8 protein-coding genes and 1 pseudogene are annotated in these 12111 nt (G+C 64.9%); 4 read left to right on the top strand and 5 right to left on the bottom strand.

The annotated features are described in order from the left end of the window. Positions 1-96: 96 nt before the first annotated feature. Positions 97-1113, bottom strand: a complete 1017-nt coding sequence (locus A3E1_RS0114970) for an aldo/keto reductase (protein WP_020521596.1) — start codon at positions 1111-1113, stop codon at positions 97-99. A gap of 17 nt (positions 1114-1130) precedes the next feature. Here A3E1_RS0114970 and pdxR point away from each other — a divergent pair, with 17 nt between their 5' ends. Then, positions 1131-2480, top strand: a complete 1350-nt coding sequence (pdxR, locus tag A3E1_RS0114975; protein WP_020521597.1) for a MocR-like pyridoxine biosynthesis transcription factor PdxR — start codon at positions 1131-1133, stop codon at positions 2478-2480. A gap of 45 nt (positions 2481-2525) precedes the next feature. Here pdxR and A3E1_RS44710 read toward each other — a convergent pair whose 3' ends face one another. Beyond that, positions 2526-5429 carry an AfsR/SARP family transcriptional regulator gene (locus tag A3E1_RS44710; RefSeq protein WP_020521598.1) on the bottom strand — a complete coding sequence of 968 codons (2904 nt, stop codon included), beginning with the start codon at positions 5427-5429 and terminating at the stop codon, positions 2526-2528. Positions 5430-5656: 227 nt separating this feature from the next. On the opposite strand from A3E1_RS44710, the gene A3E1_RS0114985 reads away from it, so the two are divergent. The 3 genes from A3E1_RS0114985 to A3E1_RS0114995 all read left to right on the top strand — a co-directional run bounded on the left by A3E1_RS0114985 (position 5657) and on the right by A3E1_RS0114995 (position 8781). Then, positions 5657-6739 carry a family 43 glycosylhydrolase gene (locus A3E1_RS0114985; RefSeq protein WP_020521599.1) on the top strand — a complete coding sequence of 361 codons (1083 nt, stop codon included), beginning with the start codon at positions 5657-5659 and terminating at the stop codon, positions 6737-6739. Between the two features lie 136 nt (positions 6740-6875). After that, the gene (locus A3E1_RS0114990; RefSeq protein WP_020521600.1) at positions 6876-7679 is read left to right on the top strand and encodes a hypothetical protein; all 804 of its coding nucleotides are present in this window, start codon (positions 6876-6878) and stop codon (positions 7677-7679) included. A 244-nt stretch (positions 7680-7923) separates the two neighbouring features. Further along, entirely contained in the window at positions 7924-8781 is an 858-nt protein-coding gene (locus A3E1_RS0114995; protein WP_020521601.1) for a hypothetical protein, read from the top strand. 159 nt (positions 8782-8940) lie between these two features. On the opposite strand, the pseudogene A3E1_RS0115005 reads toward A3E1_RS0114995, so the two are convergent. The 3 genes and pseudogenes from A3E1_RS0115005 to A3E1_RS0115015 all read right to left on the bottom strand — a co-directional run. After that, a pseudogene (locus tag A3E1_RS0115005) lies at positions 8941-9879 on the bottom strand (glycoside hydrolase family 5 protein); the annotation flags it as partial. A 115-nt stretch (positions 9880-9994) separates the two neighbouring features. Beyond that, positions 9995-11149, bottom strand: a complete 1155-nt coding sequence (locus tag A3E1_RS0115010) for an alkaline phosphatase PhoX (RefSeq protein WP_020521604.1) — start codon at positions 11147-11149, stop codon at positions 9995-9997. 238 nt (positions 11150-11387) lie between these two features. Continuing rightward, positions 11388-12062, bottom strand: coding sequence for a TetR/AcrR family transcriptional regulator (locus A3E1_RS0115015; protein WP_020521605.1), 675 nt, complete (start codon positions 12060-12062; stop codon positions 11388-11390). Positions 12063-12111: the final 49 nt, after the last annotated feature.

The raw sequence follows: 12111 nt of genomic DNA on the forward strand, positions 1-12111 counted from the left end.
AGGGCAACCGGACTGTCCGGAAGTCGCGACGCCGCGAACGGTTTGCCTGACCGCGATCAAGCAAACCGGTGCGCGGACCATCTGTCGCGTGAGTAATTACCAGGCCCATGCTTCGGGTGCTGGGCGGCCCTGACCCGGTGGCGGGAACAATTCGTCGATGCGGGCCAAGACGTCCGGCGTGAGCTCCACGCTGAGCGCTTGGATCGCCTGGTCGAGGTGCTCGCTGACCCTGGCGCCGACGATTGGTGCGGTAACACCTGGCCGGCTCAGGAGCCAGGCTATGGCGACCGCTGCGGGTGCGATGCCTGCTTCGGCGCAGAGTTTCTCGTACCCACGAATGGCTTCTAAATGGCGTTTAAGGTCTTCTTGGATGAAATCGCGGGCCGAGCCGTGCAGCTCGATTTTCTGCAAGATGCCGCCTAAAAGTCCTCGCTGCAAAGGCGACCAGGGAATGACCGCGATTCCATAGTGGACGGCGGCTGGGATGACTTCGAGTTCGGGAAGCCGTGTGATCATGTTGTAGATCGGCTGCTCCGACACGAGGCCGAGCAGGTTCCGCCGGATAGCTTCCTCCTGAGCCGCGGCTAGGTGCCACCCGGCGAAGTTGGACGATCCGACGTAGCGGATTTTGCCTTGGGAGATAAGCAGATCCATTGCCTGCCAGATTTCTTCCCAGGGTGTGCTGCGGTCGATGTGGTGCATCTGAAACAGGTCGATCCAGTCGGTGTTGAGCCGCCGCAAAGCGCTGTCGCACGAGGCGATGATGTTGCGTGCGCTGAGCCCACGATCGTTTGGCCAGGCGGGCGCGGTGGAGTCAAGGGCGCTATAGGCCTTGGTCGCGAGCACTACCTTTTCCCGCCGGCCCCCACCGCGGCCAAACCAGCGGCCGATGATCTGCTCGGTCGCGCCTTTCCCACCGGGCGACGGATAGCTGTTGGCAGTGTCAAAGAAGTTGATGCCGTGGTCGAGTGCCCGGTCCATGATGCCTTCAGCGGCGTCTTCGCCGGTGTAGGAACCGAAGTTCATGGTGCCCAGGCAGATGCGGCTCACGCGCAAACCGGTGCGGCCAAGATTGGTGTACATGTCCCTTAGGTTGCCGTGTCGCTGGACCATGCTTAAGGTCCACATTCATGGCATCAGACTGGTCCACTTTGCGAGAGACGCTGTTGACCGCTTCGGGCAAGCGCGGGCTGGAGCGGGCGCTGCGGGACGCCATCCGGTCTGGGCGGCTCGCCGCGGGGTTGCGGCTTCCGTCCACTCGCGACCTTGCGGCGCAGCTCAACGTGGCGCGCGGGACGGTGACGTCCGCCTATGACCAGCTTGCCGCTGAAGGCTACGTCGTCGTTCAGCGTGGATCGGGCACGCGCGTGGCCGCTATCGCCCCGGAGCAGCCTGTCGCCGCGGCGCAGCCTGCCTGGCGGTACCACCTCGGTCCGGGAATGCCTTCCCTGGCAAGCTTTCCGCGCCAGGCGTGGGCTTCGGCCTTGCGTGGCGCGGTGACCGGGTTGCCGGATGTCGATCTCGGCTACGCCGACCCCCTCGGCTTTCCAGCGCTGCGGCAGGTATTAGCCGCCTACCTCGGCCGCGTGCGGGCTGTTTCCGCGACCGCCGAGGACGTCGTCATCACCCACGGCACCTTCGACGGGATCGGTCTGCTCGCGCCATCGCTGAATGGACCGGTCGCCATCGAGGATCCGGGCGGCCCAGACCAGGCCGAAATGCTGGCCATGCATGGTCTTGACTACGCGCCGATCCCGGTGGATGAGGATGGGATAAGGGTGGACCTGCTGGCCCAAACCGCTTGCCGGACGGTCATTGTGACTGCGGCCCATCAGTTTCCGATGGGTGTCGCCCTGCATCCGCAACGGCGGCGGGCATTGGTGGAGTGGGCCATCGCCTGTGACGGCATCATCATTGAAGACGACTACGACGCTGAATACCGCTATGACCGGCCGTCAGTCGGGGCGCTGCAAGCACTCTGCCCGAATCGGGTGGTCTATGTTGGCACGCTGTCGAAGACGCTGGTGCCCGCGATCCGGCTGGGCTGGATGGTGGTGCCCGCCGCGCTTCGCCAGGATCTGCCGGACCGTCGCTGGCACGCCACCCGCTCCTGCGGCACCTTCGAGCAGGCGGCCTTCGCGACGCTGCTGGGTAACGGGGCATACGACCGGCATCTGCGCCGCACCCGCCTGCTCTACCGGGAGCGCCGCGACGCCCTCCTGCAGGCGCTGCGCCGCTATGTCCCGAACTGGGGCGTCGTCGGCATCGACGCCGGCCTGCACGTCGTCGTGCTACTCCCGCCGGGGATCACCGAGGACGTCGTCGATCTGCTTGCGGCACAACGCATTCAGGTCTCAGGCCTGTCCGAGTTCGCCCACCGCGAGGACCTAGCTCCAGGCCTTGTGCTCGGGTTCGGTGCGATGAGCCCGGCCCACCTTGATGAGGCGATCGCCGCGGTGGCACAGGCCGTCATGAGCTAACGCGACGTCTCGCGTCGCAGCCGAACAAACGTGAATCAGCCAGAATCAGGCGCCGAAGAGTGCGGCATACATGGGTGAGCGGAAACCTTTGAGCCGCAACAGGTCTGCTTCAGCCTCCCCTGCCAGCCGCCGGCTTTCCTGTTCGCCGCCCGTGGCGAACGTCGCCATTGCCATCGCCTTGCCGGAGATGGCCCGCAGGTAGCGATCGCCCATCCGGACAGCAAGCTCGCGTGCCGCCACCGCATCGCCGAGGGCTTCGGCCGCCTGGCCTGAGGCCAATCGCGCCGCACAGCGGGCAAGTGTTGCCTCACATCGGGTTGGCAGATCAAAGATGGCACCGGTGCGTTCGATCGCCACTGTCAAGTTCGCCTCTGCCGCAGTGACCTCACCCAGGCGGCACTCGAGCTGGCCGAGCATGGCCAGGGCGGCGCCCTCCAGAGCCGTTGAACCGATGCGGTGGGCGACACTCAGCGCTTCCCGAACCCCGGCAAGCGCCAGTTCCTGTTGCCCTGCGTCGAATCGGGCATCCGCCATATTGCTCAGGCTCCCCGCCGCCTGAAGCGGTGTTCCGTGCCGCCGTCGCAGCTCCAGTGCCAGATCGTGGCAGCGCAACGCCTGCAGCGGGTCCCCTCTCAGATAGTGCAGGCAGGCGAGGGCGTCATGACAGTTGGACAAGTACCGGTGATCCCCGAGGCGCCTAGCCATGTCAATGCCGGCCAGCAACTCAGCCTCGGCACCGATCAGGTCGCCACGGACACGGCGCAGGCTGGCACGATAGAAGAATGTCACCGCGTGATCGGTGGCCAGGTCCGCGGCTGCGGTCCTGGCCAGGGGGTGGTCAGTCAGAGCAGGGGCTTCCGCCGAGTAGCCGGGGCGCCAGCACAGCGCGTAACTCAGCCAGCCCAGCCGTACCGCGCGATGCGCCAGCTCGCCTCCGATCTCGCTGGCGCGCCGCACCGTCGCGGCCATGTTGAGGTGCTCAGTGTCCAGCCAGCCGGTGACATCGGCCGCCGTCTCGGGCCAGGTCTGCCATGGTCCAGCCGGTCCGCGCAGCAAGCCGCGGGGCTTCATGCTGTCGTTGTCTAACGCGATGGCGCGCTCGGCCGCCGCGATGTAAGTCTCCATTAGCCGATGCAATGCGGCCTCGTTTTCATTGGCGCTCACAGTGGCGTGCGAGACCTCCCGGGCCAGGATGCGCAGCAGATCGTGCAACTCGTAGCGGCCAGGCTGGCGCGGTTCCAGTAGCCGGTGGTCGGCAAGGGTTTCCAGCACATCGTGAGCCTGCTCAGGTTCCTCGCTAAGCAGGGCCGCCATGGCGCCCACGCTCACTATCGTTAGCGGCGCGCCGCCAATGAGCCCAAATGCATGCGCGCACCGTTGCTCATGCGGGCCACCTTCGGACAGGGCCTCGTAGCCGAGGCGCAACGTTCTCCGGACACCAATGTCGTCATAGGACAGTTCGTCGAGACGGCGGGCCGGGTCGGCTAGTCTGTCGGCGAACGCGCGCAACGGCCAGGCCGGCCGGCTCGCCATCCGTGCCGCAGCGATCCGCAGGGCCAGCGGCAAATAGCCACATAACCGCGCTAACCGTTGTGCGCCAACAGGATCGGCGGCGACCCGGTGACCTGCGCCAGCCCGGCCAAGCAGGTCCATCGCTTCGGCCTCAGGCAGCACCTCGATGCACAGATGATGGCCACGCGGCAGGGTTGCCAGGTGGCGCCGGCTGGTGACGATCGTGGCAGCGCCCGGTCCGGTAGGCAGCAGCGCGGCGACTTGAGCCGCCGTGTGCGCATTATCGAGGACCAGAAGGAGACGGCGATGCGCCGTGTGGCGGCGGTAGGCCGCTGCCGCCTCGGCCTCATCGATGGGCACGGCACCATTGGGTACGCCGAGCGCCCGCAACAACCGCGCGATCGCGTCGAGCGGGCGGACGGGGACGCCATCGAAAGCGGTGCCGCGCAGATCAAGGTAGAGCACGCCGTCGGGGAAGTCAGCGGCGACGGCATGCGCGACGTGCACAGCAAGAGCGGACTTGCCTACTCCACCTGTCCCATGCAGGGCCACCACTGATCCGGTACTCCCATGAAGTTCTTGAAGAATCGCTGCTTTCTCGGCGGTCCGGCCGGTGAACGGCGCCACCGACGGCGGCAGATCGTGGATTACTGGGCCCGCTGGCGGGGCCACCTGCACGGCAGTGCCAGCCGGGTCGCGGCGGTGCAGGATGTCTTCGTGCAGGCGTTGTAAACGCGGTCCCGGCTCAAGACCGAGCTGTTCTATCAGGCTGTGTCTCGCCACGCGGTAGCTGTCGAGCGCACCGGAAACGTCACCGAGGTGGTACAGGCCGAGCATGACATGCTCCCAGGCCCGCTGCCGCAAGGGATTACGCTCAAGCAACGTACGCAGGAGCCGGACCGCTTCGGCCACGGCGCCCGACCGTAGCAGTGCTTCGGCAAGATCCTCCTCCGCCAGCAGGCGCCGCTCTTCCAGGCCAGCGACCTTTCCAGCGATCAATGGCGATGGCGGTACATCGGCCAGCGGGTCACCGCGCCACAGGCCAACCGCCTCCTGTAGCTCGGCCTGCGCCGTGGCCGGATTTCCGGAGGCCAGATGCGTCCGGCCGCGAACGACGGCGAGATCGAACAGGTCCAGGTCCCTCTCCTGCGGCCCCACCCGCAATAGGTAGCCACCGGCCTTGGCCTGGATTCGCGGCGGCGCATCCGGTTCGTCGAGGAGCCGGCGCAGGCCCAGCACGTGGGTTCGCAAGTTGGCAGTAGCTGAGATCGGCGGCTCATCGCCCCACATTGCCACAATAAGATCGGCATTTGTCAATTTTTCATTGGGCTGGAGGAGCAAGGACGCTAGTGCGGTGCGCTGTTTGACGGAGCGTAGCGGCAGGGCCCGGCCCATGGCGTCGTCGACGGTCAGCGGGCCGAGCAGATTGAACCGCATGGGAGCCAACGCCTTTCGCTGTCGCCGCAGTGCCACCGGCACGCGCTTAATGCCGGCCGTCCCGGTCAGCCGAGGATTGCTCGCTGACCTATACGCCGCCTATACGGACGCTATATTTCCCCGGCCGCAGGCTCGCTACGGTCAGGCCGCACACCTAAATCGATGGCGATAGAAGTCGCGGATTTCACGAACCCGGACGGAGATCCGGGTTCGACCAAGGAGGGTTCATGACCAAACCTCGGCAGAAGTCGCTGCTTGCGTCAGCACTGGCAACGGTGCTGACGGTTACAGCAGCTGTGTCATGGGGCGCACCGGAAGCCCTGGCATCCACCGGATCGTCGTCTTTCAGCCTTGCCGATCCGAGCACCGTGCAGGCCAAAGACGGCACCTACGTCACATACGGCACAACGGTCGGCTCCGGCGCCGGCCCCCGCTGCGGCGCCCCGACCGGGGTGACGTTGTACGTGCCGTTCCTCAATCACGGACAAGGTGACGCGGTCGGCATGTCCGACTGCGTCGCCGGCGACGCGCTGCCCTCCGGCCCAGGCTCATGGGCTGTGGATAACGGTGCCATCTGGGCGCCAGGTGTGGCATCGTTCAACGGCACGTATTACATGTACTACACAGCGACGAAGGCGGGCACCGGGCAGAAGTGCATCGGGCTGGCCACCTCCGGCGGAGCAAAGTCGCCATTCACCAATAAGGGCGAGTGGGCCTGCCCTAGCGGTGGCCGATGGGCCATCGACGCCAATCCCTTCGTTGCCGACGGCAAACTCTACGTCGCCTACCGAGATGACGCCATCACCTCGTACCCGGAGACCGGCATCTCCATCGTGCAGGTCGGCTCAGACGGGTTCGCCATCTGGAGCACCCGCCGCGACGCGCTGAAGAGCACCGACCTTACGTGGGACACCGAGAACGCGGCTGGCGGAACCCACGTCATCGAGAATCCCTCGATCTTTGTCGGCGGCGCAGGCCACTACTACCTGCTGTTCTCGGGCAACAACTGGAACAGCGCCAGGTACGCGACCGGTATCGCTGACTGCGGCACGAACCCCCTCCCGTCGACCCGGTGCACACTGCTGAAGAACGGCGCCAGCCAGCCATACTTCGGCTACACGGGGACTGGCGGACTTGGGCCGTATCGGGGTCTGCCCGGCAACCACCCCGGCCCCGGAGCCATGGCCGCCTTCTACACCGAAGGCAACCGCCGGTGCGTCGTCTGGGCCTGGTACAACCCCGCGACCGGCAAGCGCCACCCGATCATCGGCGAACTCAAGCTCAACTCCGGCGGCTTCTACGTCGAGTGACGCGCATCCCGAGTCCTGTCACTGCTTCGCAGTGCGGGTGAGGCGAGCTCGATCCTCCAGTTGCGCGGCTACGGCGCAAGGGCCGCCTCGCCCGTCCGACATCCCATCCACATTCGGCAAATACAGGAGTCCGAAAATGACCAGCATGATGAGCAGGCGCAAGGCACTCGCGGTCGGCAGCGGCGTACTCGCCGCCGCCATCGCGGGCACGGGCACCGCATCGGCGGCGACCGCTTGGTTCCGGCTGCCGGTGATCACAGCGAACATCGGCCGGGACAACCTCGGCGCCCGGGACGCCGCATTCGACGCCGTTCGCAACGCCGACGGCGACCATAGGCCGCTGGTCTGCTTCCAGGAGATCAGCGAGGGCGACACCGGCGAAGAAAATATGATCGACCACTACTTCGGTCCGCTCTACACCAAGGCTTTCCTGCGCCACGAGACGTCGTTCCGGATCCCGATCTGCGTCGGCAGGCCGTGGGTTGTCGTGTCCAGCCGGACCCAGCGTGCGCACGGCGGCATCCCCGGCGTAACCCCACCGCGTTGGTTCAACGAGGTCGTCGTCCAGCACGAGGACCATCCGGCCGTAGAGTTCGCGGTGCTCAACACCCACTACATCGCGAACGCGTTCAACGGCGACCAGCGCACAGACCTGCGCGACGAATGGTGGCTGATGCGTGACATTCACAAGGCCAGGGCACTCGCGCACCACAACGTGGGCCGGCTGGTGATCTGGGGCGCGGACACCAACCGCCCGAACTTCGGCACCGCGTCGGATCTGGCCGCGGAGCAGAAAGCGTTCGGTACCGGTATCGATCGCCTGCATTGGTTGCCCGGCAACGGTTCCGTCCAGATCACCTTGAACACCACCAAGACCATCAACATGAACGTCGACGGGCATGACGCGCGCCTGGCGATCTTCCACGTCCGCGCCATTTGACGGCCTAAGGACGGTGAGGTGGTCACCTTCGAATCCCGAACACAGGAGCCGGTGAGCTGGGCAAACTCCCAGGTCGCCGGCCTTGATTCTTTGCCGGATAGCGGAATTATCCGGTCAGTGAGTGCGGTCGTGGGTCATGCTCGCCTCGCCCGGTGAGCGGGTTCAGACTTTTCTCCGGCTAAAACTGTTGTCCATCCATCCTCCTGAAGCTCATGTAAATGAGTCGATCCTTAAGGAGGAACCAATGCTAGGAAACAGGCTGCTTGCGGCAACCATCGGAGTAGCCGCGGTGCTAGTCGCGCCGAGCCCCGCCGTGGCGGCGGAGACTTTGACGCTGACCAGGGTTGTCGTGAGCTCCGCCGCGAGCGCGTCCGACAACAGAACCGTTATCGCTGCCTGTCCAGGGGGCATGCGGGTCATTGGCGGCGGCGCGAACATCACCGGCGGCGGAAACGACGTGCACATCACGGGAATGGTGCCCAACGGTTTGACCAACACCTATGTCGCTAAAGCCGCTGAACATCACGCCACGAACATGCCGTGGACACTGACCGCCCAGGCGGTCTGCGCTGAGGAACCAGATGATCTTTGGTACGCCCACGAGACGGTCGAAACGCCGGCGAACGTATCGTCCATCTCGGACTACGCGTTCTGTCCTCCCGGGAGTGTCGTACTTGGATCGGGCGCGCTGATCACCGCGGCTAACCCCGGGAAACTCTTCCTCACCTATGTCAAGCCGACTGGCACCGGCAACGGCTCCCAAGCCGGCGCTGTCGAAATGGCGGGCGGTTACAACTCCGACTGGAAGCTGGAGACCTGGTCGGTCTGCGCCGCCCAACCCGCCGGCTGGGAAACTGTCTTTTCGTCAAGCCTGCCCAACGGGTACCAGGCCGGGTTCAGCTGCCCGGGCTACAAGCGCGTAACCGGCGCAGGCGCCTACATCAGCTTGTCGTTGGGCCGCCTGTTCCTGGTCGACGCCCAAGTCACGTCACCATTGGGAATTCCGGCGATGCCACGCGGCACAGCCGTCACCATCGGCGCCATCGACAGCGGCGCGACCCACGACTGGACTGTCAAGGCTAGGGCCATCTGCGTTACCTAAACAACACGGCGTTCACCAGCCGCCAATGCCCTGCTGCTCACCGAGGCACCGGCGCAGCGCGAAGTACGGCTCGCACAAATATAGCAGCAGGGGTGAGAAGCCCAGGCCCACAAGGATTTCCGTATGGCCTGGGCTCCTTACACGTACCGGCGAATGGTTTTAGCTCGTCGGGAAATCGTCAGCCGGGACGCGAATGTGATCGCGTATCCACACCCCGGCCGGCTTGAGGGATGACGTGCCAGCGAAAGGCCCGCCGGGACAGGTGCCACGGTTGAAAACGGCGCCGGAGCGACGGTCGTCAGAGTAGTTCCAGTTCACCCAGCTAATCTTCTTGGCCCGCATCAGGTCCAGATACTCCTGTGCCCGGGTGAAGTTGTTCTTCCCGTCACCGGTGTATCTCTGCGTGCCGAATTCGGTGACAAACATGGGGATCTGGTCCGCGGCACGGGAAAGAGCGCTGAGGTACTCGGTGCCGTGTGAGGCGGCGTAGAAGTGGAAGGTGTACATCACGTTCGTGGCGCTGACCGGGTTACTCACCACTTCGGACTCATTGGCGCCATCGGACACGCCCAGAGAGGACCAGGCACGGGTGCCCAGTAGGATAACGCTGTCGCTGTCCTCGGCACGGATCACCGGGATGATCTGCTCGTGATAGGACTTGATGGTGGGCCACGAAACGCCGCTGGGCTCGTTGGCGACCTCGTAGATGACATTGACTTTGTTCTTGTGCCGGTTGGCGATTTCGGTAAAGAACGTCTTGGCACGGGCCAAGTTGAAGTGCGGGTCGCCGGGGCTAAGCATGTGCCAGTCGACAATCGCATACATGCCACGGGCGGTGGCTTCCTCGATCAGGCTGTGGACCCGGTCGGTGAACGCGCGGGGGTTGGTCTCGTAGCCGCCTTCCTGGATATACATGGAGATGCGCAGCACGTCGGCCTGCCAGTCGTTTGCCAGGGCGTCGAGTGAGGCGGTGTTGAGGCATTGTGAGTACCACTGAAGGCCGTGTGAGGACATGCCCCGCAGCTGGATGGGCAGATTGTACTGGTTGCACAGCTTGGTGCCACACACCCGCAGCTGGCCATTGACTGCCACCGGTGTCGCTAACGATGCCTGCGCCGGAACGGGCATCAGTCCTAAAAGGACAGTGGAGAGAACAAACAGGACCTTCCGCATGGGGCCTCCCTGAATTGATGTGGGCTGTGAGTTGTCTTGGCTAGGCGCGGAAGGGACCGGTGACCTCATAGGTGATCCCACCCGACGATGAGCCTGTGGTGCCGCGCTGCGAGGAGAAATACAGCCGGTTTCCTGCGGGGTTGAACGCGGGCCCGGTAATCTCGGAGCTGGACTGGCCGTCGACACGCAGGAACGGCGCGACCGTGCCTTCGCGGGCAATGATGCAGATCTCGAGGTTGCCCCCGTCCTCAGCCACGTACAGGTCGCCAGATCCAGCACCCATGATGTTGTCCACTCCGGTCAGCGGCGGGTTGCTGATCAGCGAGTCGTCATAGGACAGATCAATCTTCGAGGTTGCCGTGTCATAGGCCCAGACCCGGTTGTCGCCCTTGGTGGTGAAGTAAACAATCCCGCCAGCGAAACAGGCCCCTTCTCCTCCGCTGAATCGCTTGACGCCGCGGACCTGCTTACGCGTGTTTTTCTTGGTGGCCAGCGGATCCGGGACATTCACCCACGTCAGCGTTGTGGCGGTTTCGGAGGTGCCGATGGCGACCTGCAGCACGCCCGCGGACAGGTCTCCCCAGACGGCAGGAACGAAACGGTAGAGGCAGCCGTCGTTTTCGTCTTCGGTCAGGTAAACCATCTGGTGCACCGGATCGCAGGCGGCCGCCTCGTGCGAGAAGCGGCCCATCGCGTCACGGCGCACGGGTGCGTTGGTGCCGTAGGGATCAGTCTCGAAGACGTAGCCTTTGGAGATCTCTTCACACGACAGCCACGTGTTCCAGGGTGTCGCCCCGCCGGCACAGTTATAGCTTGTCCCGCCGAGAATGCGGTATGCCGCGGTCACCGCTCCGGCCGCGTCGAAACGTACCGCTGACGCACCACCGGCATTGCTGCCCAGCTCGGCATTGGACACATAAATCCAGCCAGAACCGTCTGGGTAACACGCCCCGCCGTCCGGCGCGCCATGCCATACATAGCCAGTGCCGGCGACGGCCTGTCCAGACCGGGCGATAACCCGGCTGGTGAAGCCAGCGGGAAGGGCAATCCCGTTGGCATCAGCCGGTTGCAGCGGGCCGTACGGGCTAGCGCCGGGTGTAGCGGGTGCGGCCAGGGCTTCCTTCCAGGCCGCACCACCAAGCGCGAGCGCGCCACCGGCGACAACTCCTGCGCGTAATAAGGACCGGCGTTCCATGAAGCAGCCTCCCAGAATAGGCAATCAGTTTGCCTATCCTAGCGACGGCATCGAAAGTAATCAACGCCGCAATTTCCTTCGACAGGCGCACCGCATTGACGACCATCTCGATGAAGTCATTAGCCGTGGTCAATTAACGGCCGGGCGTATTTCTGCCTGGTCCTAAGCGGACTCCAAATAGGACCGTCGTGTTTGGTCGCCCGGCACAGAGGGCGCGCGCGATGGTCCGTGAGCGTCGCTATGCGGAGGCTCTTAGGGGCTCAAGGGCGGCGAGGATGAGGTCGAGGCCGAAGATGAACTCCTCCGCTGGGTCGTAGCCGGCAGCGACGAGCGCCGCGGCGGACTCGTTGAGGTAGGGGAACTCGTCGGGAGGAAGCTGGGGCAGGTAGACGTCCTCGGTCATGTTCGCGAGCTCGTCAGCGGTCTTGAACGGAAGGCTGGCTTCCTGCAGGGCGAAACCGTAGACGTAGCTGTCGAGCAACCAGTTGGCGTGCGTCGCCATCAAGACCGTGAAGCCTGCCCTTCGCAGGCAGGCGGTGACCGCTTCGCGGTGGCGGAGGTTCGCGGGCCCGGGCGAGGTCCGCGACTCCATCAGGCCGATCGCCCACGGGTGGCTTGCGAGAACCCGGCGGGCGGATACCGAGCGCCGTCGCATCGCTGACTGCCAGTCGATCTCTGCCGACGGGAGCTCGATCTCCTCGAACACGACGTCGATCATGGCGTCCAGCAACTCCTCCTTGCTCGCCACGTAGTGATAGAGCGACATCGCGCCCGCGCCGAGCGCGTTAGCCAGCCGGCGCATGCTCAGCCCGTGGACCCCCTCGCGGTCGGCGAGCCGGAGCGCCTCGGCCACCACGCGTTGCTTGCTCAGCCCCGCATCCGACGCGACCTGGCTTTGTTCCCTTGCAGACACGGGTCTCCTCGCTCGCTCCAACGGGCTTGACAATCGTCCAGAGTACGGC

The organism is Catelliglobosispora koreensis DSM 44566, from assembly GCF_000379685.1.
GTDB classification, from domain to species: Bacteria; Actinomycetota; Actinomycetes; order Mycobacteriales; family Micromonosporaceae; genus Catelliglobosispora; species Catelliglobosispora koreensis.

What these genes read in the sequence shown, in the direction of transcription:
- A3E1_RS0114970 (WP_020521596.1), bottom strand. Translation starts at nt 1,113, where the DNA reads ATGGTCCAGCGACACGGCAACCTAAGGGACATGTACACCAATCTTGGC.
- pdxR (WP_020521597.1), top strand. Translation starts at nt 1,131, where the DNA reads ATGGCATCAGACTGGTCCACTTTGCGAGAGACGCTGTTGACCGCTTCG.
- A3E1_RS44710 (WP_020521598.1), bottom strand. Translation starts at nt 5,429, where the DNA reads ATGCGGTTCAATCTGCTCGGCCCGCTGACCGTCGACGACGCCATGGGC.
- A3E1_RS0114985 (WP_020521599.1), top strand. Translation starts at nt 5,657, where the DNA reads ATGACCAAACCTCGGCAGAAGTCGCTGCTTGCGTCAGCACTGGCAACG.
- A3E1_RS0114990 (WP_020521600.1), top strand. Translation starts at nt 6,876, where the DNA reads ATGACCAGCATGATGAGCAGGCGCAAGGCACTCGCGGTCGGCAGCGGC.
- A3E1_RS0114995 (WP_020521601.1), top strand. Translation starts at nt 7,924, where the DNA reads ATGCTAGGAAACAGGCTGCTTGCGGCAACCATCGGAGTAGCCGCGGTG.
- A3E1_RS0115010 (WP_020521604.1), bottom strand. Translation starts at nt 11,149, where the DNA reads ATGGAACGCCGGTCCTTATTACGCGCAGGAGTTGTCGCCGGTGGCGCG.